Genomic DNA, 22244 nt, shown 5'->3' with positions numbered 1-22244 from the left:
GCCCCAAAAGGCAGGGAACGTAAAAGAAGATGATTAACGCGCCGAATGGTGTACGGCGTTAAACCCGAGCGCAGAGAGCAGCTTCGCCGCCGCGGCGTCATCGCACTGAATAAACAGGGACGACCATTCGCGGCGCTCAAGATAATGCTTACGCAGCTTATCGAATTCACCCGCCACGCCAGCCACTTTACGCAGCGGCGCGTCATCGCGGCGCACATCATACACCAGATGCACCAGTCTTTTCAGCGTTGGCTGATCTAACGGGCCATGCAGGGTGATGCGGCCAAATTCTGGCGCGGGCAGCAGCGAGTCGAGGGCGATTTGCTGCGGCTTGCCGATAAACGCGCTATAGGCTTCAAACACCTGAGTGGTGCCACGCGCTTTGCCTTCAAGGGTGTAACCGGCGATATGCGCGGTGCCGATATCGACTTTATCCAGCAGCGCCACGTTGAGATCCGGCTCCGGTTCCCAGACGTCAAGTACGGTGCTGAGCTTCTGGCCCGCGTCGAGGCATTTCAGCAGAGCGGCGTTATCCACCACCGCGCCACGGCAGGCGTTGATCAAAATCGCGCCCGGCTTGAGGCGCGAGATTAGCGCTTCATCCGCCAGATGCCAGGTTTTGTACGGACCGTCTTTGTACAACGGGGTGTGGAAGGTCAGGATGTCGGCCTCTTCGACCAGCTTATCCAGCGGCTGGAAATCGCCCGGCTCGCCGTTATCGGCGCGCGGCGGATCGCACAGCAGCGTGCGCACGCCCAGCGCTTCCAGACGCTTTTGCAAGCGCCCGCCGACGTTGCCGACGCCGACAATACCCACGGTGCGGTCGGTCAGTTCGAATCCGTCGCGCTCCGCCAGCATCAGCAGCGCGGAAAACACGTATTCCACGACGGCAATAGCATTACAGCCGGGTGCTGCGGAAAACGCGATCCCCGCCTGATGTAAATAATCCTGATCTACGTGATCGGTGCCTGCCGTCGCGGTGCCGACGAAGCGGACACCTTTTCCGTCCAGCAACTGGCCGTTAACTTTGGTCACCGAACGCACCATCAACGCATCGGCATCATCCAGTTCGGCCACCGGAATCGGCCGCCCCGGCACCGCTTTTACCTCACCCAAACGGGCAAACAGTTCGCGGGCATAAGGCATATTTTCATCAACGAGAATTTTCACGTTACAGTACCTGTTAATGTGCGGGAGATGGGCGCACGCCAGCCCCTGTAGGTATTATTGTTGCAGCCATTTTGGATTTGGACAGCGCGCAAAGCCCGCAGCGTACACGTAGTACGTGAGGAGGTTATTCGCTTCGCTCACCCTTCGGGCCGCCCTGTGGGCGTTCAAAGGTAAACCTTTGTGAGCACTGCCCAGATACAAAATGGCAAATAAAATAGCCCTAATGGGGCTGGCGGTAAGTGTGCCATAATCTCGCCCTTAGTCATACACGAGACCGAAGGCGAAGTCAGGATTTACTATGATGCAACCAGTCCAGGGCGCACCCGCCCGCCCTCCGGGAGAACCTCCCTCCCCGCAGACCACAGCCGGTGAACTCCCGCTCTCATCCCAACAGCGTACCCAGCTTGAGCGGCTGATTACCCGCATCATCGCGCTGACGCAGCAGCAGAGCAGCGAGGTCTGGGCCAGCCTGCGCCACGATTTGGGGCTGAAACAAGAGATGCCGTTGCAGTCGCGCCATTTTCCCGCCGCCGAGCAAAATTTGAATCAACGCCTGACCAGCGCGGAAAGCACCCATTCCGGCAGGCAGCTGCTGTCGCAACTGACCGAGCTGCTGAACGTGGGCAACAACCGCCAGGCGGCGAGCGATTATATTCGCCAGCAGTTTGGTCAGACCGCGCTGAGCCAGCTGTCGCCCGAGCAGTTAAAGAGTGTGCTGGTGCTGTTGCAAAACGGCCAGATGGCGATCCCGCAGCCGCAGCAGCGCCCGGCGACCGAGCGCCCGCTGCTGCCCGCCGAGCACAACACGCTGAATCAGCAGGTCATCAAACTGGCCGCCGCCACTGGCGAATCGCCGAAGCTGATCTGGCAATCGATGCTGGAGCTGGCAGGCGTCAAAACCGGCGAGTTGATCCCGGCTAAGCATTTCGCCCCGTTGAATACCTGGCTACAGGCGCGACAGACGCTGGTTCAGCAGGCGGCCCCGACGCTGATCTCCCTGCAAACCGCCTTGCGCCAGCCGATGGCGTCACACGAATGGCAGGAGATTGTCGATTACACCCAGCAGCGCTGGCAGGCCACGCCGCAGACGGTGCTGACCACGGCGCAAATTCAGGATGTGCTGAATCAGGTGTTCGCCCTGCGCGTTGCCGGTAACGCGTCGCCGCTGGAGACCCGTGACATCCAGCCGATTTACAGCCCGCTGATCCCTGCGTTAATGGAACCGCTGCGCCAGCTTTCCGCCCGTCCGGGCCTGGTGCTGTTCGCGCTGGTGGTGGCGATTGTGGTGATAATGATGGTGCTGTAACCGGCGTTCAGAAACGCAAAAAGGGCCTTAGAGGCCCTTTTTTTATGTCGCTGCGATTACGCGTTGTACTTACGCATCACCAGCGTGGCGTTGGTGCCGCCGAAGCCGAAGCTGTTGGACATCACGGTAGTGAGTTCACGCTCGGTGGTTTCAGTGATGACATTCAACCCTTCCGCCTGCGGGTCCAGATTCTCGATGTTGATGCTCGGGGCGATAAAGCCGTGCTCCAGCATCAGCAGGGAGTAAATGGCTTCCTGGACGCCTGCCGCACCCAGAGAGTGACCGGTCATGGCTTTGGTAGCGGACAGCGCCGGAGATTTATCGCCGAACACTTCGCGGATCGCGCCCAGTTCTTTCACATCGCCAACCGGCGTGGAAGTCCCGTGGGTGTTCAGGTAATCGATTGGGGTATCAACGCCGTGCATCGCCATCTGCATGCAGCGCACTGCGCCTTCGCCAGAAGGTGCCACCATGTCTGCGCCATCGGACGTTGCGCCGTAACCGACGATTTCCGCATAGATGTGCGCGCCACGCGCCAGGGCGTGTTCCAGCTCTTCCACCACGACCATACCGCCGCCGCCTGCGATCACGAAACCGTCACGGTCCGTGTCATAGGTGCGGGACGCTTTGTCCGGCGTTTCGTTGTATTTGGTCGACAGCGCGCCCATGGCGTCGAACTCACAGGCCATTTCCCAGCACAGCTCTTCGCCGCCGCCAGCAAACACGATGTCCTGTTTGCCCAGTTGGATCTGCTCAACCGCGTTACCGATACAGTGTGCGGAAGTGGCGCAAGCGGAGCTGATGGAGTAGTTCACGCCGTGAATTTTGAACGGGGTCGCCAGGCAGGCGGACACGCCGGATGCCATGGATTTGGTCACCACATATGGGCCGACCGCTTTCAGGCCGCGCGGGCTGCGCATCGCGTCAGCGCCGAACACCTGGTAGCGCGGGGAGCCGCCGCCGGAACCGGCGATCAGACCAACGCGCGGGTTGTTCTGGTAGGCTTCGTCAGAAAGACCGGCATCCTGAATGGCCTGCTCCATCGAGAGGTATGCATAAATCGACGCATCGCTCATAAAGCGCACCACTTTGCGGTCGATCAGACCGGTGGTGTCCAGTTTTACGTTGCCCCAAACGTGGCTACGCATACCGGAATCTTTCAGCTCTTGAGAGAAAGTAATACCTGAGCGCCCTTCACGAAGGGATGCCAGGACTTCCTGCTGGTTATTACCGATGCTGGATACGATACCCAGGCCAGTAATCACTGCACGTTTCATCTAATACCTCTGTCAGTCGCACTAATAATAAGAGTCGAGTGGCACAATAGCGTACAGTTGTACGCCGAACAAGTCCGATCAGACGATTTGCCGGTAAATTTGCGCCGCCCGCCCCACATCGCTAAGATCGTGCCACTGCCTGTCAGACGAGTAACTTACGTGAAACATTCCACCATCAAACCTGCCACCCTTGACTTCAATAATGAGGGTACACCTGTTTCCCGAGATTTTGACGATGTTTACTTTTCCAATGACAACGGTCTGGAAGAGACGCGCTACGTCTTTTTGGCGGGAAATCAGCTGCCGGCGCGCTTTGCGCAGCACGCTCGCACGCTGTTTACCGTGGCGGAAACCGGCTTTGGCACCGGGCTCAATTTTCTTACGCTCTGGCAGGCGTTTGACGCGTTTTGCGCTGCCCATCCCGAGGCAACGCTAAACCGGCTGCACTTCGTTAGCTTCGAAAAATTCCCGCTTCAGGCGGAGGATTTAGCGCGCGCCCACGCCGCGTGGCCTGAACTCGCGCCCTGGGCGGAAAAGCTGCATCGCCAGTGGCCGCCGCTGCTGGCGGGCTGCCAGCGCCTGTTGTTCGATAACGGACGCGTGACGCTGGATTTGTGGCTGGGCGACGTCAATGAACTGATCCCCGAGTTAGATGACGCGTTACAGGGCCAGGTGGATGCGTGGTTTCTTGATGGTTTCGCCCCGGCCAAAAACCCGGACATGTGGACGTCGCAGCTGTTTAACGCCATGGCCCGGCTGGCGCGGCCCGGCGCAACGCTGGCAACCTTTACCTCTGCGGGCTTTGTTCGCCGTGGCTTGCAGGAGGCCAGGTTTACCATGCAGAAAAGAAAAGGCTTTGGCCGTAAGCGCGAAATGCTCACCGGCGTGCTGGAAAGCGCCCTGCCCGCGCGTTCGCTGACGCCCTGGTATCAACGACAGGCGGCGCAAGGGGATGACGTAGCGATAGTCGGCGGCGGCGTCGCCAGCGCTCTGCTGGCGTTAGCCCTATTGCGGCGTGGCAAGCGCGTGACGCTGTATTGCGAGGACGATGCGCCGGCGCAGGGCGCGTCCGGCAACCGGCAGGGGGCGCTATACCCGTTAATCAGCCACAGCAACCCGGCGCTGACGCGCTTTTTTCCGGCTGCGTTTACCTTTGCCCGTCGCCTGTATGACGCGCTGCCGGTTGCGTTCGATCATGACTGGTGCGGCGTCACCCAACTGGGCTGGGATGAAAAAAGCGCCGCGAAAATCCATGAAATGCTGGCGCTGGATCTGCCGGAAAACGTGGCGCGTGGCGTGGATGCGCAAGCGGTATTGGCCCGCAGCGGCGTTGAGACTGACTGCGGGGGGATTGAATACCCGCTCGGCGGCTGGCTGTGCCCGGCGCAGCTCACGGCAGGCGCGATCGCGCTGGCCGAACAGCAGGGATTAACGGTGCATTACCGGCATTCAGTAAAGCAATTCCATCATGCCGGACGCTGGCAACTGGCCTTTGCCGACGGGCAGCAGGCCGCCCATGACGCGCTGGTGTTAGCCAACGGCAGCAAGCTGAATCAGTTTGCGCAAACCGCGATGCAGCCGGTATACGCAGTGGCGGGTCAGGTGAGCCATATTCCTACGACGCCGCAGCTGTCGGCGCTGCGTCAGGTGCTGTGCTATGACGGCTATCTGACGCCGATGAACCCGCAAAACCAGCATCACTGCATTGGCGCCAGCTATCATCGCGGAATGGAAACCGTACAGTACAGCGAGGACGACCAGCAGCATAACCGCCAGCGGCTGATCGACTGTTTCCCGGACCAGGCCTGGCCGCGCGAGGTGGATGTGAGCGCGGGCGAGGCGCGGGTCGGGGTGCGCTGCGCCACCCGGGATCATATGCCGATGGTGGGAAACGTTGCTGACTACCCTGCCCTGCTTGACCAGTATCAGGATTTATTCCGGCACAGCGCCGGGCGGGAAAACGTCCCTGCCGCGCCGGTGCATCCCAATCTGTTTATGCTCGGCGCGCTGGGCTCGCGCGGGCTGTGCAGCGCGCCGCTGGCGGCAGAGATCCTCGCCGCCCAGATGTGCGATGAACCGATCCCAATGGACGGCCCGACGCTGGCGGCGCTCAATCCAAACCGGCTGTGGGTGCGAAAGTTGCTGAAGGGAAAAGCGGTAAAATAAAAGCAGCGGCGGATACGGATTAACGCATCCGCCGGTTATTACGCGGTAGCCTGAGCAAACGCCGTGCGCAGCTCATCAACAGGCAGGTAGCGCCCGATAATCACCAGCCGCGACTGGGGCGTTTCACCCTCATGCCAGGGCGAGCCGTAATCAAAACCCACCACTTTATGCACGCCCTGAACAATCAGGCGCTGGGGGTTTCCGGCAATCGCCAGTACGCCTTTATAGCGCAGCATATCGTTGCCGTAGCGCTCCACGCACTGCTCCATAAACGCCCCAGCCTTGTGCAAATCCATCCAGCCCGCTTCAAACACGTGCGCCTGAATAGCGTCATCCCAGGAGCGTTTAATTTCTTTAAACGGAGTGAAGCGCGGTGCGGACTGGTCGGCTGGGCGGATCGCGTGGAAACCTTTGGTCAGGCTGTTCGCGTCGCTCAGCTCGAAGGCGTTGAGATCCAGCCACAGATCCGCCGGGCAGACGCCGTTTTCGATCTGGTAGATCTCGGCTTTGCTGTTGATCTGGTGAATGCGCGCCAGCGCCTCGCTGTGCTGCTGTTCGTCACAGGTATCCGCTTTGGTCAGCAAAATACGATCGGCGAACCCGAGCTGCGAAGCGGCAACCGGATGTTCATCCAGCTGGCGAGAAATATGGTGGCAGTCCGCCAGGGTAATCACCGCGTCCAGCCGCAGCGCCTCACGCAGCGCCTCTTCAACGAAAAAGGTCTGGATAATCGGTGCCGGGTCGGCAAGGCCGGTGGTTTCAACGATCAGGCGATCGAAAGTGAGCTCGCCGCGCTGGCGCTGGGCCAGCAGTTCAGTGAGCGCAGCGGTGAATTCGCCGCGCACGCTGCAACAGACGCAGCCGTTGGACAATTCGACCACGTTGACGTTATCGCCGCCGCGCAGCAGCGCGCCGTCAATATTCACCGCGCCGAATTCGTTTTCCAGAATCGCCACCGACGCGTCGGCGTGGTGGGTGAGAAAATGGTTAATCAGGGTGGTTTTACCTGCCCCCAGAAAGCCGGTTAACAGCGTGACTGCAACAGCCTGGTTCATCTCGTTTCCTTAACAGCAGCGGGCTCCGCCTTTCCCGCCGTAGCGTGCATCCTGGCGTTCGCGGAAAAACTCTTCATAGGTCATCGGCGTTTGATCGGGATGATTAAGCCGGATGTGCTGAACATAGTTATCGTAATCCGGTACGCCCACCATTAATTTCGCCGCCTGGCCCAGATATTTACCGGCTTTGGCTAAGGTATCAAACATACCGTCTCCTTCTCTATTTAAAGCCAAAAACTCCCCAGCCGCTAAGCCGGGGAGTGGATTACTTAACTGTCATTCAACCGTTAGTGGGCGCTTTTCGCCTGGGTAACGATATCCTGATAGTTTTCCGGCATCGGCTCGTAAGGCACCTCTTTCGCGGTGGGCTTATCGACTTTCAGTGCCGCCAGCGCGGTCTTAATGGAGAACAGCGCAATCACTACCACTACCACCATAAAGAAGATCGTCAGGCCCGCATCCAGACGGTTGTTAAACACCAGCCGAGCCAACTGCGCCTGAGTGTACTGCGCCGGGATATTGCCGCTGTCGATCATCGCCTGGAATTTGTTGGCGATAGCCAGGAAGCCTACTTTGGCATCCGGGCTAAACGCTTTCTGCCAGCCCGCCGTCATGGTGCAAATCAGCAGCCATGCAGTGGGAACCAGCGCAACCCATGCGTAGCGTTGGCGTTTCATCTTGAACAGTACCACCGCGCAGAGCATCAGCGCCATACCTGCCAGCATCTGGTTGGCGATACCAAACAGCGGCCACAGGGTGTTGATGCCGCCCAGCGGGTCAACCACGCCCTGGTGCAGGAAGTAACCCCACGCCAGTACGCACAGCGCCGTCGCCAGGATGTTAGCCGGCAGCGAGTCGGTACGCTTCAGGCCCGGAGAGATCACGCCCAGCAAATCCTGCAACATAAAGCGCGCGGCACGGGTACCGGCATCCACCGCTGTCAGGATGAACAGCGCTTCAAACAGGATCGCGAAGTGATACCAGAAGGAGACATCCATCAGGCCACCCAGCGCGCCATGCAGAATGTACGCCATCCCGACCGCCAGGGTCGGTGCGCCGCCCGCACGGGAGATGATCGACTGCTCGCCTACTTCGTTAGCGATTTGCGTCAGGGTTTCCGGGGTGATCTGGAAGCCCCAGCCGCTGACCACTTGCGCCGCAGAGGCCACCACATCGGTGGTACCCGCCGGAGCCAGCACCGCCATCGGGCTGTTCATGGCGAAGTACACGCCCGGGTCGATGACGCACGCCGCCACCAGCGCCATGATCGCCACGAAAGACTCCATCAGCATGCCGCCGTAGCCAATCAGGCAGGCCTGATTTTCGTTAGCCAGCATCTTCGGCGTGGTGCCGGAGGAGATCAACGCGTGGAAACCCGACACCGCGCCACAGGCGATGGTGATAAACAGGAACGGGAACATGTCGCCAGACCAGACCGGACCGGTCCCGTCGATAAACTTGGTGATCGACGGCATGGTCAGGGTCGGACGCATAATCAGGATGCCGATAGCCAGCCCGACGATGGTGCCGATTTTCAGGAAGGTCGACAGATAGTCACGCGGCGCGAGCAGCAGCCATACCGGCAGTACCGCCGCCACAAAGCCGTAGCCCACCAGCATCCAGGTCAGCTGTACGCCGGTAAAGTCAAAGTACGGAGCCCAGGTCGGGCTTTCAGCCACCCAACCGCCGGAAATAATCGCGAAAATCAGCAGCACCAGGCCAATGACCGACACTTCGCCGATGCGTCCCGGGCGCAGATAGCGAATGTAGACGCCCATAAACAGCGCCAGCGGAATGGTAAAGGCCACGGTGTAGGTGCCCCACGGGCTGTGGGTCAGCGCTTTCACCACGATCATCGCCAGTACCGCGAGGATAATCACCATGATCATGAAACAGGCGACCAGCGCGATCACCCCGGCGGTATTGCCCATCTCCTCTTTCACCAGCTCGCCAAGGGAACGACCATCGCGGCGGGTAGAGACAAACAACACCATAAAGTCCTGCACGGCACCCGCGATAACCACGCCCGCGAGGATCCACAGCATGCCCGGCAGATAACCCATTTGCGCAGCCAGCACCGGGCCGACCAGCGGGCCTGCCCCGGCGATGGCCGCAAAGTGGTGGCCGAACAGCACTTTTTTATCGGTAGGCACATAGTCCAGACCATCGTTATGGCGCACCGCAGGCGTCATACGCGTTGAGTCCACAACCAGCACCCGTTTAGCGATAAACAGCCCGTAGAAGCGGTAAGCGATCAGATAAACACAGACTGCGGCAACCACAATCCACAGCGCGTTAATCTGCTCTCCCCGGTTCAGAGCGATGTATCCCAAAGCAAATGCGCCCACTAAAGAGAGCACTGCCCAGAGGAGGTATTTCCCTGAGTTATTCATCATGTTTTCCATTTTTTGTCCGTCACAGTTCAGGTTGCCTGCACGAGGCGAAACGCAAACTCTTCAGGTTCTCTAAGAGGTATGAGGAGTGACCAATACATTACAATTTGTTTCTAGAACAAACCGCAGGATTTAACAACCTCACAACCGGGGAAAACCAGCCCTCTCCTAACTCTTTGTTTCAGTTTGTTAACAAGATCACCTTAACAAGGCAAACCTGTTGCAACCTTTCCGGCAGGGTCTCGGTGATGTCACGCTACTGGGCAGCGCTGCGCTAAGCAGATAAAAAGGCAGGAAAAAGGGGAAAAGCAGCATGCCATCCCGGGAAAGGATGGCATAAGGGGAGCGGACTAGTTGGCCTGGGCTTTATCGAACAGGGTTTGCCACATACCGGACACCAGCGCCTGGTCGCGCGGGGTCAGTTCGCCTGCGCCAATGGCTTTTTGCAGGCTTTCCGTCACTTTCTGGTGCAGGGCGTCGGCAGAGTGATCGTCGCCCCCTTCCAGTTCCGCCACGGCAAGCGTCAGGTGCCCGCGCAGGTAGCCGCTGGCGAACAGCTCGTCATCACTGGCGTGTTCAACCATGTCATCAATCAACGCCAGAATGCGTGCTTCGAATGCTGCGATCATCGTCTTTCCTCAATTACCCGTCATATCATGTGGTTCAACTACAAAAAGCATGGCTCAGGACAGGTCTTCTGGCCACGGAAACCGGTCCGCCGTCAGCGGCGGCGTTTGGTAATAGTCCTGAAGCGCGGCGATAAACCGGGCCGGGCGCGCCGGGATGCCCTGTTCCAGCCACGTCATCACCTGAGCGTGAACCCGGCGCTGAAACTTGATGCGATCCGGCTCGAAGTCCCCTTCCAGGTTGTCGCAGCTGACGTTAAACGGGAAACCCGCCGCTTCGCAAAACAGCCAGTCCAGTGCCTGAGGTTTGATCTCCACATCTTCAAACTGGCACTGGGTCTGGGCATCGCGCCCGTCCGGGCAATACCAGTAGCCAAAGTCCACCTGCTCGCGGCGCGCTTTGCCGGCGATGCACCAGTGGGAAATCTCGTGCAGCGCGCTGGCGTAAAAGCCGTGGGCGAACACAATCCGGTGATACGGGGCATCCGCGTCAGCCGGAAGATAGATCGGTTCGTCGTCGCCTTTAATCAGACGGGTATTAAATTCGTTAAAAAAGCAGCCCTCGAAAATATCGACCAGCTGCTGATAGTGGTGTGCAGTGCTCATTAATGTATCCCAAGCCACTGAAGGAGCGCCGCGCCGTGGCTGTCGAACAGCAGTTTGGCGCTCATCACAGCGGAAACAATCACAATCATCGGACGGATAAGCTGCTGGCCTTTGCTGAGCACCAGACGTGAACCTAACCGCGCCCCAATAAACTGGCCGGCCATCATCAGAAACCCGGTGGCCCACACCACTTTTCCGCCAATAATAAACAGCAACAGCCCGCCAACGTTCGACGTGGCGTTGAGCACTTTGGCATGAGCGGTGGATTTCGCCAGATTAAACCCACACAGCGTGACAAACGCCAGCGCGTAAAACGAACCTGCGCCAGGGCCGAAGAAGCCGTCATAAAAACCGACGCAGCCGCCTGCCACCAGGGCAAACGGCAGGCCGTACAGACGGCGTTGGCGATCTTCTTCACCCAACTTAGGCATTAACAGAAAGTAAAGGCCAATGCCGATCACCAGGATCGGCAGGATCTGGCGCAAAATGTCCGACTTCACGAACTGCACCAGCAGCGCGCCGCTGGTCGATCCGATAAAGGTCATCAGGATATTGAGCTTTTGATCTTTCAGGCTCACCACTTTACGGCGAATAAAGTAGATCGAGGCGGAAAGCGAGCCGCCGCAGGCCTGAAGTTTATTGGTGGCTAACGCCTGGGCGGGCGACATCCCCGTCGCCAGCAGTGCCGGGATAGTGAGCAATCCGCCCCCACCCGCCAGCGCATCGATAAACCCCGCGAGCATGGCGATGAAGAACAGACCCACCATCACCAGCGGAGAAAGCATAAACAGATCCACGAATTAATCCTTAAAGTACGTGTTCATCCAGCAGAGCCTGACAGGAAGGCGGTGGTGGCGGAGGCGTTTTCTTCTCAGGTGATTGACTACCCGGTTTCGCCGGTTTGAACCAGCTTTGCAACTCTTCGCCACAGCCGTCTCCCGGCGGTGGCGGGGCTTGCTCGATACACTCAAGGCTGTCCGCCGGGCAGCGCAGGCGCACGTGCATATGGGCGCGATGGGCAAACCACGGGCGCACTTTATTCAGCCAGTCGCGGTTGGTGCCGGCGTCCAGACACAGCTGCTGTTTAATCGCCGGGTTGACGAAAATACGCGTCACTTCGTCATCCAGCGCCGCCAGTTTGATCATGTTATAGATCTGCGGGCTCCAGCGGCTCGCGACCACCGTTTTGCCGTTGGGCGCAACCAGATCCAGCGCCTGCGGGCGCAGCAGCTGCGTTGACGTCCAGCGGGTTTTCGGCAGTTGCAGGAAGATATCCACGTCCAGCCCGGTTTGATGGCTGGCGTGGCCGGTGGCGAAACGCCCGCCTGCGGCCATGCCCATATCCCCCACCAGCACCGTTCCCATCCCTAAGTCGTTCACCTGGGAACTAAAGCGCTGGATGAAATTCACCAGCTCCGGGTGGCCGAAATAGCGGCGCTGATCGGTACGCATCACTTGATAGTGATCGGAGGCCAGCGGCAGCGCCTGCGCGCCCACGATACAGCCGTTGGAAAACGCGCCGATAGACTGCGGCGTACCGGGGATCGGGTTTGGCACTTTTTGCCACGGCGTGGCGGCCAGCGTGGCGGAACTTACCAGCAGTGCCGCCAGGGCGATAAGGGAGCGTTTCATACTGTTTACCAACGGGGGAGCGTAGTGCTGACGTCGGCGTTTTGCGCGCGCTGACGCAGCAGGTGATCCATTAAGACAATCGCCAGCATCGCTTCGGCGATCGGCACGGCGCGGATCCCCACGCAGGGATCGTGACGCCCACGGGTGACCATTTCCACTTCTTCGCCGAAACGGTTTAACGTGCGCCCCGGCACCATAATGCTGGAGGTGGGTTTCAGCGCCATATGCGCCACGATTTGCTGGCCGCTGCTGATGCCGCCCAGCACGCCGCCCGCATGGTTGCTCTGAAAACCGGCGGTGGTGATTTCGTCGCGGTTCTGGCTGCCGCGCAGTTGCACCACACCGAAACCGTCGCCGATTTCCACGCCCTTCACGGCGTTAATGCTCATCAGCGCGTGGGCGATATCGGCGTCCAGGCGGTCAAATACCGGCTCGCCAAGCCCGGCGGGCACGCTGTCGGCCACCACGGTGACTTTCGCGCCGATGGAATCGCCCTCTTTTTTCAGAGCGCGCATCAGCTCATCCAGCGCCTCGATTTTATCCGGGTCCGGACAGAAGAACGGGTTTTGCTCTACCTGATCCCAGTCTTTGATTTCCAGCGGAATGTCACCCATCTGGGTCAGGCAGCCGCGAATCACCACGCCGAATTTCTGCGCCAGATATTTTTTAGCGATAGCGCCTGCCGCGACGCGCATGGCGGTTTCACGGGCGGATGAACGCCCGCCGCCGCGATAGTCGCGCAGGCCGTATTTTTGTTCGTAGGTGTAATCCGCGTGCCCCGGACGGAACACGTCTTTGATGGCGCTGTAATCCTGGGAGCGCTGATCGGTGTTTTCAATCAGCAGGCCAATACTGGTGCCGGTGGTGACGCCCTCAAACACGCCGGAGAGAATTTTTACCTGGTCCGGCTCGCGGCGCTGGGTGGTGTAGCGCGAGGTGCCGGGACGGCGGCGGTCGAGATCGTGCTGAAGATCGGCTTCGGTCAGCGGGATGCCGGGCGGTACGCCATCGACAATGCAACCCAGCGCCACGCCGTGCGACTCCCCGAAGGTGGTCACACGGAAGAATTGTCCAATACTGTTTCCTGCCATCACGGCTCCGTTGTCGTTGTTGTGTTTTTGAGCGATGTGAAACGGGCCGCAGCCCGTTGGATTAATCTTTATAAATGCTGAAGTGCTCGCGCGCCGCGATCAGCTGCGCTTTGGTCAGCATGAAGACGCCGTCACCGCCGTTATCAAATTCCAGCCAGGTGAACGGCACATCCGGATATTGCTCCATCAGATGTACCATGCTGTTACCCACTTCACAAATCAGAATCCCCTGGTCGGACAGGTAGTCCGGGGAGCAGGCCAGAATGCGGCGCGCCAGTTTCAGGCCGTCGCTGCCCGCCGCCAGCCCCAGCTCCGGCTCGTGACGGTACTCGTTCGGCAGATCGGACATATCTTCTTCGTCCACATACGGCGGGTTGGTGACGATAATGTCGTACTGCACTTTCGGCAGATCGCGGAACAGGTCGGAGCGGATTGGCGTAACGTGGTGGATCAGGCCGTGTTCTTCGATGTTGTGCTCGGTCACCGCCAGCGCATCGGCGGAGATATCCACCGCATCGACTTCGGCTTCCGGGAAGGCATAAGCGCAGGCGATGGCGATACAGCCGCTGCCGGTACACATATCCAGAATATGTTCAGGCTGGCCGTCGAACAGCCCGGCGAAACGGTTGTTGATCAGTTCGCCAATCGGGGAACGCGGCACCAGCACGCGCTCGTCAACGTAAAATTCATGGCCGCAGAACCAGGCTTTATTGGTCAGGTAAGCCACCGGAATACGCTCGTTGACCCGGCGGATCACGCGCTCGACAATGCGGTGGCGTTCGCTGGAGGTTAAGCGCGCGGTGCGCATATCTTCAGGAATGTCCAGCGGCAGATAAAGCGATGGAAGCACCAGTTGTACCGCCTCATCCCACGGGTTATCGGTGCCATGACCATACCAGATGCCCGCCGCGCTAAAACGGCTGACTGACCAGCGCAGCATATCCTGAATGGTATGCAGTTCATTGACTGCTTCATCGACGAAAATTTTATCCACTATTCCTCCAGCGCGCGTGACGCGTTAAACACGGCGGCTAGTTTGCCACGATAGTGGCGATAAATCAGCATTCACCCTTCTCCGCCAGCGTGAAAACGCGTTTTATTTAGCGCTGGGGAAGGAGTCAGGTACACTGCCTGCGATAAGAATGACGGAGAAGAGAATGAAAAAGAAAAATTCGCTTAACGAGGAGGACCAGACGCTGTTCCGGGAACTGATGCGCGGCACCCGTAAAATTAAGCAGGACACCATCGTCCACCGCCCGCAGCGTAAAAAAGCGAATGAAGTGCCGGTTAAGCGCCTGATCCAGGAGCAGGTGGACGCCAGCCACTATTTTTCCGATGAGTTCCAGCCGCTGCTGGCGGCGGAAGGCCCGGTGCGCTATGTGCGCGAAGGCACCAGCCATTTTGAGCTGAAGAAATTACGCCGCGGCGACTACTCGCCTGAGCTGTTTCTCGATTTACACGGTCTGACCCAGCTTCAGGCCAAGCAGGAGTTAGGCGCGCTGATTGCCGCCTGTCGCCGCGAACACGTTTTTTGCGCCTGCGTGATGCACGGCCACGGCAAACATATTCTGAAGCAGCAAACCCCGCTGTGGCTGGCTCAGCATCCGCACGTCGTGGCTTTTCATCAGGCGTCGAAAGAGTATGGCGGCGATGCCGCTTTGCTGGTGCTGATTGAGGTGGAAGAGTTCAGGCCGCCGGAACTGCCTTAGAAACAAAAAAGCCGCTTTACGCGGCTTTTTGACGTTTACCCATTACTGGCTTTCGCCATTTTCAGGTTGCAGGGGCTCATCTGCCAGTTAAACACGCCCTTATCGGTTTGCGGATCCAGCGTTACGCTGGCGATGGCAGAGGTTGAGAACATTGGCGGCGTTTCTTCCGGGCAAAGTTCTGATACCAGGTAGCCAACTAACGGCAGGTGAGAGATCACCAGCACCGATTTAACGCCTTCGTCCGCCAGCGTCTGAAGGTCGGCACCGACCATTCGTACATCGCCGCAGGGCGTCAACTCCGGCAGGACATCGACGTTTTCCGGCAGTGTGAACACTTCCCGGACGACATCCAGCGTCTGCCCGGCACGCAGATAGGGGCTGACAAGAACACGCTCGATGTCCACCTTTTGACCTTTTAACCAGGTCGCCATTTGACGGGATTCGTCACACCCGCAGAGGGTTAAGGGACGAACCGCATCACTGGCGGCATCAAGAGCTGCGTCACCGTGACGCATAATGAAAACTTGCATAGTGCACCGCTTTTGTTAACCAGAATCGCCACGTTCCCCAACAGGCCCAAAGCCTGTGGGGAGATCATCGCGGTCGGGCATTGTGCCTTATCCCGACGTCGAATGAAACGCTGTGTTTTACCTTAATGGCGTAAGTATAGTCAATCGCCGTTTACAATTTAACCAACCCCCGACGCGCCGGTAAAAACCGGTTAATCAGCGGTCACCGTTGCAGGCTCAACGTCCGCCTGACTTTGCCAGAATTTTTGCTGAGTTTGCGCCATTGCCAGCAGCCGCTCGCAGGGGGCAAAACGCTCGCCGTAACGGCTTTCCAGACGTTGCAGCCGGGCAACCACCTCTGCCGCACCGAGGCTGTCCATATAGCGGAACGGCCCGCCAAGGAAAGGCGGGAAACCGATGCCGAATACCGCGCCGATATCGCCGTCTCTGACCGAACGCACCACGCCTTCATCCAGCGCCCGCGCCGCCTCGTTCAGCATCATCATCACGCAACGTTCCGCCAGCGCGTCCGCCGCCATTTTTTGCTCGGGCTTGACGCCAATAAGCGTATAAACCGCAGGGTCGACCTGCTTCTTGCTTTTACGCCCTTTTGCCGGATAAAGATAGAAACCACGGCCATTTTTTCTGCCTTTGCGATCGTCCTTCAATATTGCTGCAACGGCATCATTCGGCGCGCTGAAACGCGCTCCGTAGGCCCGCTCCAGCACAGGGATAATTTTAGTGCCTACGTCTATTCCAACCTCATCCAAAAGTTGGATCGGCCCCACCGGGAAGCCAAACTTCACCAGGGCGTCGTCAATGTGCTCAATCGGTTCACCTTCAAGCAGGCAGCGCATGGCTTCATTGATATACGGGGCGAGAATGCGGTTAACGTAAAAGCCCGCGCAGTCCGCCACCACGATCGGCGTTTTACCCTGTTTTTTCGCCAGCGCCACGGTAGTAGAAATGGTTTGCGCACTGGTTCCCGCATGGGGGATAACTTCGACCAGCGGCATTTTGTCGACCGGGCTGAAATAGTGCAGGCCGACCACCTGTTCCGGGCGCGCGGCGTTTTGCGCGATATCGCCAATCGGCAACGAGGAGGTGTTGGAGGCAAAAATCGTGTCCGGCGCGGCGTATTGTTCGACTTCAGCCACCATCTGGCGCTTGAGATCCAAATCCTCAAACACCGCTTCCACCACGATATCCCGCTGATGGAAGCCGCGATAATCGGTAGAGCCGCTAATCAGCGCCATCTGGCTGTCGCGCTCGACCGCTTTTAAATGGCGGCGGCGCACTTTTTTATCCAGCAAATCCCAGCTGTATTTCAGGGCGTGGTTAATGCCTTTATCGTTGATGTCTTTCAGACGTACCGGCAGTTTACCTTTGGTGGCAGTGACCCAGGCAATCCCGCCGCCCATCAGCCCGCCGCCGAGAATGCCCACGGCGCGCAGCGGTTTCGGCGGCACCTCGCTGCCCTGATCCTTTTTCAGCTCGGTGCTGGCAAAGAAAATATTACGCAGCGCGGCGGACTGCGGCGTCATGGCGAGTTCGCCAAAGGCTTGCGCTTCCGCTTCGTACCCGCTGGCGCTGCCCTGCTCCAGCCCGATGCGCACCACGTCAATAATTCGCGTCGCCGCCGGGTAGTTGCCGTGGGTTTTTTGCAGGGTTTGCTTCGTGACCATGCGAAACAGAATCCAGCGGCCCAACGGCCCGGCCAGCACACGTTCACGCACCGGCAGACGGCGTGAGGCGGGACGGCCCTGTTTCGCCAGTTCCACCGCCGCGTCCAGCAGAATCGACTGCGGCACCACGTCATCCACTAACCCCACTTTCAGCGCCTGACGCGGGCGCAGCTGTTTACCCGCCAGCATCATTTCCAGCGCGGTGCTGACGCCAATCAGGCGCGGCAGGCGTTGGGTGCCGCCGGAGCCGGGCAACAGCCCGAGCTGCACTTCCGGCAGCCCAAGCACCGTTTTGCCGTCATCAGTACAGACCCGGCGATGGCAGGCCAGCGCCAGTTCCAGACCGCCGCCGAGGCAGGGTCCGTGGATCGCCGCCACCACCGGAATAGAAAGCGCATGAATATCGGCCATGATCTGCTGGCCCTGTTTTGCCAGCGCTTCGGCCTGCTGCGCGGTCTGGCAGCTGGCGATCATATTAATATCCGCGCCCGCGATGAAATTGTCCGGTTTACCGGAGATAAACACCACGCCCTGCAACTGCTTGTTTTCATGAATTTGTTTAAGGATGGCGCGCACTTCGCCGCCAAACTCGGCCTTCAGGGTGTTCATTTTTTCGTTGGGTACATCGATGGTCACGATGGCGATGTTATCCAGACGAACGTGCATGTGAAATGCGGATTGCCCTTCCATTATTCTGCCTCCAGTACCATTGCCGCCCCTAACCCGCCTGCCGCGCAGGCCGTTACCAGACCGAATCCGCCGCCGCGACGACGCAGTTCATTCAGGGTCTGGACGATCATCCGCGCGCCGGTTGCGGCAAACGGATGACCGTAGGCGATTGAGCCGCCCAACACGTTAAAGATGGCGTCATCCACTTCGCCGGTGGCGTGGGCGCGGCCCAGCACGTCGCGGGCAAACCGCTCGCTGGAGAGCATTTTCAGGTTGGCCAGCGTCTGGGCGGCGAAGGCTTCATGCATATCAAACAGGGTCAAATCCGCGAGGGTAATCCCGGCGCGATCCAGCGCCAGCGGGGTGGCCCAGGCTGGCCCCAGCAGCATGTCCTGCCAGACGTCGATAGCGGTAAAAGCGTAGCTGCGCAGATAGCCGAGCGGCGTCAGACCCAGCTCTTTGGCACGCGACTCGGTCATCATGATCAGCGCGGCGGCACCGTCGGTAAGCGGCGTGCTGTTTGCCGCCGTTACGGTGCCGTGTTTGCGGTCAAAGGCCGGACGCAGTTTGGCATAATCAGCCTGAGAACTGTTTTTACGAATATTGTTGTCTTCGCTGAACGGCTCGCGATAGGGCGGGACGAAGGCGGTCATCACTTCATCCGCGAATTTGCCCTCCTGCCAGGCCTGTGCGGCCCGCACGTGGGAGCGGTGCGCCAGCGCATCCTGCTGTTCACGGGTGATAGCGTGGGTTTTCGCCATCTGCTCGGCGGTATCGCCCATGCGTAAACCGGTGGAGTATTCCGCCACGGCAGGCGGCACGGGCATTAAATCGCGCAGGCGCAGACGCGAGAAAAGCTTCAGGCGCTGCCCGGTGGTACGGGCTTTGTTGACATCCACCAGTACGCGAGCCAGCTTTTTGCTGACGCCAATCGGCAGTACAGATGAGGAATCCGCCCCGCCCGCGATACCGGCGCGGATTGTCCCGGCCATCAGGCTTTCTGCTACGTTGGCGACCGCCTGGAAGCTGGTGGCGCAGGCGCGGCTAACGCTGTAAGCGTCGGTGTGCACATTCATGCCGGTGCCGAGCACGATTTCGCGCGCGATGTTTGGCGCTTCCGGCATTTGCACCACCTGGCCAAACACCAGTTGCTCAATCACCTCGGGTGGGATTTCGCTGCGTGCCAGCAGTTCACTGACCACCATTTTGCCGAGATCGACCGCCGGAATGCCGTGAAAAGCGGTCGCCTGGCGCGCGAATGGGGTTCGTAACCCGCTGATGATGGCAATACGATCGCCCGGACGGGCAAGACGCGGTAACGCCTGACTCATAACACTCCCCTGTAAAAATGGACTCACAACGAAAAAGTGGTCGGACCTGACGATAGTCTTAACCAAATTTTTACAATTAGCCAACCGGGGAAATGAAAAAGTGCGAAGAGTTACACGAATTTACGCGCAGATGACGCCTCCCCGGAACGGGAAGGCGTCGCATGGATTAACGCAGACCCAGCTGGAAAATCATGGTTTCGGCCTGGCAGGCAAAAACGAAATCGATATCCAGCCGCACGCCATCGCTTTCTTCAGTGAAGTTAGCGTTGATCTGGCACGGCTCGGATTCTACTTCGCGGGCTTTGGCGCTCAGGGCAGCCAGGGTTTCTTCGGCCTGGGCGCGGTCCGGGAAAACGCGGCTGTAGGACGCGGTGCAGTCGGTGTTGTCCATAATGGTCCCAACATCAATACAGCAGCAAACCGGGGTTTCATCAGCACTGCATTTACTCATTGTGATTTCCTCTGTACATCGCACCTGGGGTGCAGTTAGCAATAACGCTATTTTACGCCCCGATTGGAACGTGCTCCACCCGAGATTTTCGACAAATCCTGACAGATTTAGAAATCAGCGATAAAAATGATCTGAAACAAAAATCACCCTGTTCGCCGAGAGACACCGGCCCCAAATTTGCCACGGCGATCTCGTTTCGATGATCAATTTGGAAATTTTCATTAAACATACTTGCAACATTCGCTCTGGTCGGACCTATACTCTCGCCACTGGTCTGATTTGTAAGCCGTAACTCAGACCCTACACTTCGCGCTCCTGTTACGGTAAGTAACATTATTTAAATAAAAATAAATGGATGAGGTTATGGTCATGAGCCAGAAAACCCTGTTTACCAAGTCTCTTCTCGCAGTCGCAGTGGCAATCGTCTCTTCTCAAGCCTGGTCCGCAGGTTTTCAATTAAACGAGTTTTCTTCCTCTGGCCTTGGCCGTGCCTATTCAGGGGAAGGCGCTATCGCCGATAACGCCGGTTCCGCCAGCCGTAACCCGGCCGCGATCATGATGTTCGATCGCCCGACGTTCTCCGGTGGTGCCATTTTTGTTGACCCGGATGTGAATGTGTCCGGCCGTTCGCCTTCAGGCCGCAGCCTGGATTCCGACAACATCGCGCCAACCGCGTGGGTGCCAAACCTGCATTTCGTTGCGCCGATTAACGAACAATTTGGTTGGGGCGCATCCGTGACCTCCAACTATGGTCTGGCAACCGAATTTAACGATACGTATGCAGCGGGCTCTATGGGCGGTAAAACCGACCTGGAAACCCTCAACCTCAACCTGAGCGGCGCTTATCGCCTGAACAATAACTTCAGCTTTGGTCTGGGCTTTAACGCTGTTTATGCAAAAGCCAAACTGGAGCGTTACGCGGGTGACCTCGGCCAGTTGACCGCCGCTCAGCTCAGCCGTAACCCGGCTTTCACCAGCAATACGCCGCAGGGCGCACAGCTTCGCGCACTGGCAGGCTATGCGAACTCGCTGGACAGCGATACCCAAATTGCGCGCCTGAAAGGCGACGAGTGGGGCTATGGCTGGAACGCCGGTATCATGTATGAAGTTGACGAAAATAACCGTTACTCATTGACCTATCGCTCAGAAGTTAAAATCGATTTCGAAGGCGATTACAAAAGTGATTTGAGCAACAACCCGGCCATCAATGCCGCACTTTCCAGCCAGGGCCTGCCTTACGGCACTGGCGGCCGCACCATCGGCGGCGACCTGACGCTGAACCTGCCAGAAATGTGGGAACTGTCTGGTTATAACAAAGTGGCACCGCAGTGGGCGATTCACTACAGCCTGGCCTACACCAGCTGGAGCCAGTTCCAGGAGCTGAAAGCCACCAATAAAGATGGCCAGACTCTGTTCTATAAAGATGAAAGCTTCCGTGATTCTTACCGCATCGCGTTAGGGACCACCTACTTTATGGATGACAACTGGACGCTGCGTGCCGGTATCGCCTTCGATGACAGCCCGGTTCCTGCCGATCGCCGTTCCATCTCAATCCCGGATCAGGACCGTCTGTGGCTGAGCACTGGCGCAACTTACGCGTTTAACAAAGACGCGTCCGTGGACGTCGGCGTATCCTATATGCACGGTCAGCACGTTGAATTTACCGAAGGCCCGTATACCTTTAAATCCGAAGGTAAAGCCTGGCTGTACGGCGCAAACTTCAACTACGCGTTCTAATTCTCCCTTTAAAACGCAAAAAGGTGAGCCACGATGGCTCACCTTTTTTATTGCCGCTTTTCAGCGGCGTTATTCTGAGTCGATCTCTTTCAAATCATCCTGAATCGCCTGGGCGTTCGGGTTTTCTTCCGGCTTCAGCTGGCCGCCGTTGGCAATAAAATCGTTACGCTGGAAGTAGGCTTCGCGCACCAGGATATACGGGTCGGAAGACTGGCGCAGCAGGCCATCGGAATCGAGCAGCTGCGCGCGGGTTTCAACGCCTTCAATCGCCCACTTGCCGATGGACATCGGCCAGGTCAGCCAGGAAAGCGCCGGATAAAGGGTATCCACCGCATCGCCGCCTTCCTGACGCAGCGTAAAGCTGCCATAGAACGGCAGTTGCAGGTATGGACCATATCCAACGCCATAGTGGCCCAGCGTGCTGCCGAAACGATGCGGCTCCACGCGCTGCAGTTTCGGGTTCGATAAACCCGCGACGTCAATAAAGCCGCCCATCCCCAGCAGAGTATTCAGGAAAAAGCGCGTGAAGTGCACCATCCCCTGGTAGGGGTCGCCCTGAAGAAAGTAGTTAACCATAATGGCGGGTTCTTCAAGGTTGCTGGTGAAATTGCTGATCCCATTACGCGCCGGTTGCGGCACATAATCCCGCCAGACCACGGCGACCGGACGAACAACATAAGGATCCAGTACGTTAAAGTTGAAGTTGTACATGGACCGGTTGAAGCCTTCAAACGGATCCGAACGACCCTGTTGTTCCCCAGAGCTGGCGCACCCCATCAGTAAGGTTGTCGCCAGCGCAATGCCGGTCAGGCGAAAATTCATCTCTGTCTC

General features: G+C 58.4%; 20 protein-coding genes. 4 read left to right on the top strand and 16 right to left on the bottom strand.

The features are described from left to right. Nucleotides 1-33: 33 nt before the first annotated feature. Complete coding sequence (gene pdxB, locus FND52_RS07280) at nt 34-1170, bottom strand: 4-phosphoerythronate dehydrogenase PdxB (RefSeq protein WP_125291506.1); 1137 nt, start codon at nt 1168-1170, stop codon at nt 34-36. 301 nt (nt 1171-1471) lie between these two features. Here pdxB and flk point away from each other — a divergent pair, with 301 nt between their 5' ends. Continuing rightward, nucleotides 1472-2476 (top strand): flagella biosynthesis regulator Flk, encoded by a 1005-nt coding sequence (gene flk, locus FND52_RS07275; protein ID WP_125292051.1) that lies wholly within the window; start codon nt 1472-1474, stop codon nt 2474-2476. Nucleotides 2477-2532: 56 nt separating this feature from the next. Here the strand turns inward: flk and fabB are convergent, their stop codons facing one another. Further along, nucleotides 2533-3753, bottom strand: a complete 1221-nt coding sequence (gene fabB, locus FND52_RS07270) for a beta-ketoacyl-ACP synthase I (protein ID WP_125291505.1) — start codon at nt 3751-3753, stop codon at nt 2533-2535. A 159-nt stretch (nt 3754-3912) separates the two neighbouring features. Between fabB and mnmC the strand changes: the two genes are divergently transcribed. Further along, nucleotides 3913-5919: a bifunctional tRNA (5-methylaminomethyl-2-thiouridine)(34)-methyltransferase MnmC2/FAD-dependent 5-carboxymethylaminomethyl-2-thiouridine(34) oxidoreductase MnmC1 gene (gene mnmC / locus FND52_RS07265; protein WP_208737490.1), complete on the top strand. Its 2007-nt coding sequence runs from the start codon at nt 3913-3915 to the stop codon at nt 5917-5919. Nucleotides 5920-5957: 38 nt separating this feature from the next. On the opposite strand, the gene FND52_RS07260 is transcribed toward mnmC, so the two are convergent. The 9 genes from FND52_RS07260 to prmB form a co-directional block, all read right to left on the bottom strand. Beyond that, the gene (locus FND52_RS07260) at nt 5958-6974 is read right to left on the bottom strand and encodes a CobW family GTP-binding protein (RefSeq protein WP_144130235.1); all 1017 of its coding nucleotides are present in this window, start codon (nt 6972-6974) and stop codon (nt 5958-5960) included. Between the two features lie 9 nt (nt 6975-6983). Further along, nucleotides 6984-7181, bottom strand: a complete 198-nt coding sequence (locus FND52_RS07255; RefSeq protein ID WP_002463504.1) for a YbdD/YjiX family protein — start codon at nt 7179-7181, stop codon at nt 6984-6986. Between the two features lie 80 nt (nt 7182-7261). Then, nucleotides 7262-9367, bottom strand: a complete 2106-nt coding sequence (gene cstA, locus FND52_RS07250; protein WP_125292050.1) for a pyruvate/proton symporter CstA — start codon at nt 9365-9367, stop codon at nt 7262-7264. Nucleotides 9368-9717: 350 nt separating this feature from the next. After that, complete coding sequence (locus FND52_RS07245) at nt 9718-9996, bottom strand: YfcL family protein (RefSeq protein WP_125291502.1); 279 nt, start codon at nt 9994-9996, stop codon at nt 9718-9720. A 54-nt stretch (nt 9997-10050) separates the two neighbouring features. After that, the gene (locus FND52_RS07240) at nt 10051-10599 is read right to left on the bottom strand and encodes an elongation factor P hydroxylase (protein WP_144130233.1); all 549 of its coding nucleotides are present in this window, start codon (nt 10597-10599) and stop codon (nt 10051-10053) included. Continuing rightward, a complete protein-coding gene (locus FND52_RS07235; protein ID WP_125292049.1) occupies nt 10599-11384 on the bottom strand; it encodes a sulfite exporter TauE/SafE family protein in 786 nt (261 codons plus the stop codon). Before FND52_RS07235 ends, FND52_RS07240 begins: the two co-directional genes overlap by 1 nt. A 22-nt stretch (nt 11385-11406) precedes the next feature. Then, entirely contained in the window at nt 11407-12231 is an 825-nt protein-coding gene (gene mepA / locus FND52_RS07230) for a penicillin-insensitive murein endopeptidase (protein WP_144130231.1), read from the bottom strand. Between the two features lie 5 nt (nt 12232-12236). Beyond that, complete coding sequence (aroC, locus tag FND52_RS07225; RefSeq protein WP_144130230.1) at nt 12237-13322, bottom strand: chorismate synthase; 1086 nt, start codon at nt 13320-13322, stop codon at nt 12237-12239. Nucleotides 13323-13383: 61 nt separating this feature from the next. Continuing rightward, nucleotides 13384-14316: a 50S ribosomal protein L3 N(5)-glutamine methyltransferase gene (gene prmB, locus FND52_RS07220; protein ID WP_125291498.1), complete on the bottom strand. Its 933-nt coding sequence runs from the start codon at nt 14314-14316 to the stop codon at nt 13384-13386. A 163-nt stretch (nt 14317-14479) separates the two neighbouring features. Here prmB and smrB point away from each other — a divergent pair, with 163 nt between their 5' ends. Further along, complete coding sequence (gene smrB / locus FND52_RS07215) at nt 14480-15031, top strand: endonuclease SmrB (RefSeq protein ID WP_125291497.1); 552 nt, start codon at nt 14480-14482, stop codon at nt 15029-15031. A gap of 35 nt (nt 15032-15066) precedes the next feature. On the opposite strand, the gene sixA is transcribed toward smrB, so the two are convergent. The 4 genes from sixA to FND52_RS07195 form a co-directional block, all read right to left on the bottom strand. Beyond that, nucleotides 15067-15561, bottom strand: a complete 495-nt coding sequence (gene sixA / locus FND52_RS07210; protein WP_125291496.1) for a phosphohistidine phosphatase SixA — start codon at nt 15559-15561, stop codon at nt 15067-15069. A 191-nt stretch (nt 15562-15752) separates the two neighbouring features. Beyond that, complete coding sequence (fadJ, locus tag FND52_RS07205; protein WP_144130228.1) at nt 15753-17915, bottom strand: fatty acid oxidation complex subunit alpha FadJ; 2163 nt, start codon at nt 17913-17915, stop codon at nt 15753-15755. Continuing rightward, a complete protein-coding gene (fadI, locus tag FND52_RS07200) occupies nt 17915-19225 on the bottom strand; it encodes an acetyl-CoA C-acyltransferase FadI (RefSeq protein WP_144130226.1) in 1311 nt (436 codons plus the stop codon). The genes fadJ and fadI overlap by 1 nt, the downstream gene beginning before the upstream one ends. A 166-nt stretch (nt 19226-19391) precedes the next feature. Then, a complete protein-coding gene (locus FND52_RS07195; protein ID WP_125291493.1) occupies nt 19392-19676 on the bottom strand; it encodes a YfcZ/YiiS family protein in 285 nt (94 codons plus the stop codon). Nucleotides 19677-20045: 369 nt separating this feature from the next. On the opposite strand from FND52_RS07195, the gene fadL reads away from it, so the two are divergent. Continuing rightward, on the top strand, nt 20046-21413 hold the full coding sequence (fadL, locus tag FND52_RS07190) for a long-chain fatty acid transporter FadL (protein ID WP_144130224.1): 1368 nt from the start codon (nt 20046-20048) through the stop codon (nt 21411-21413). A gap of 69 nt (nt 21414-21482) precedes the next feature. On the opposite strand, the gene mlaA is transcribed toward fadL, so the two are convergent. Next, nucleotides 21483-22235 (bottom strand): phospholipid-binding lipoprotein MlaA, encoded by a 753-nt coding sequence (gene mlaA, locus FND52_RS07185; RefSeq protein ID WP_125291491.1) that lies wholly within the window; start codon nt 22233-22235, stop codon nt 21483-21485. Nucleotides 22236-22244 lie beyond the last annotated feature (9 nt).

Origin of the sequence: Atlantibacter subterraneus (assembly GCF_007570865.1) — a bacterium.
GTDB lineage: Bacteria > Pseudomonadota > Gammaproteobacteria > Enterobacterales > Enterobacteriaceae > Atlantibacter > Atlantibacter subterraneus.
Note: the sequence above shows the minus strand (reverse complement) of the source record. Positions and strands in the feature narration are given on the sequence as shown.

Coding starts and splice junctions, on each gene's coding strand:
- fabB (WP_125291505.1), bottom strand. CDS start 3,753: ATGAAACGTGCAGTGATTACTGGCCTGGGTATCGTATCCAGCATCGGT.
- cstA (WP_125292050.1), bottom strand. CDS start 9,367: ATGAATAACTCAGGGAAATACCTCCTCTGGGCAGTGCTCTCTTTAGTG.
- aroC (WP_144130230.1), bottom strand. CDS start 13,322: ATGGCAGGAAACAGTATTGGACAATTCTTCCGTGTGACCACCTTCGGG.
- fadL (WP_144130224.1), top strand. CDS start 20,046: ATGAGCCAGAAAACCCTGTTTACCAAGTCTCTTCTCGCAGTCGCAGTG.
- FND52_RS07260 (WP_144130235.1), bottom strand. CDS start 6,974: ATGAACCAGGCTGTTGCAGTCACGCTGTTAACCGGCTTTCTGGGGGCA.
- FND52_RS07235 (WP_125292049.1), bottom strand. CDS start 11,384: ATGCTTTCTCCGCTGGTGATGGTGGGTCTGTTCTTCATCGCCATGCTC.
- flk (WP_125292051.1), top strand. CDS start 1,472: ATGCAACCAGTCCAGGGCGCACCCGCCCGCCCTCCGGGAGAACCTCCC.
- FND52_RS07255 (WP_002463504.1), bottom strand. CDS start 7,181: ATGTTTGATACCTTAGCCAAAGCCGGTAAATATCTGGGCCAGGCGGCG.
- sixA (WP_125291496.1), bottom strand. CDS start 15,561: ATGCAAGTTTTCATTATGCGTCACGGTGACGCAGCTCTTGATGCCGCC.
- FND52_RS07240 (WP_144130233.1), bottom strand. CDS start 10,599: ATGAGCACTGCACACCACTATCAGCAGCTGGTCGATATTTTCGAGGGC.
- smrB (WP_125291497.1), top strand. CDS start 14,480: ATGAAAAAGAAAAATTCGCTTAACGAGGAGGACCAGACGCTGTTCCGG.
- fadJ (WP_144130228.1), bottom strand. CDS start 17,915: ATGGAAGGGCAATCCGCATTTCACATGCACGTTCGTCTGGATAACATC.
- FND52_RS07245 (WP_125291502.1), bottom strand. CDS start 9,996: ATGATCGCAGCATTCGAAGCACGCATTCTGGCGTTGATTGATGACATG.
- mepA (WP_144130231.1), bottom strand. CDS start 12,231: ATGAAACGCTCCCTTATCGCCCTGGCGGCACTGCTGGTAAGTTCCGCC.
- mlaA (WP_125291491.1), bottom strand. CDS start 22,235: ATGAATTTTCGCCTGACCGGCATTGCGCTGGCGACAACCTTACTGATG.
- FND52_RS07195 (WP_125291493.1), bottom strand. CDS start 19,676: ATGAGTAAATGCAGTGCTGATGAAACCCCGGTTTGCTGCTGTATTGAT.
- fadI (WP_144130226.1), bottom strand. CDS start 19,225: ATGAGTCAGGCGTTACCGCGTCTTGCCCGTCCGGGCGATCGTATTGCC.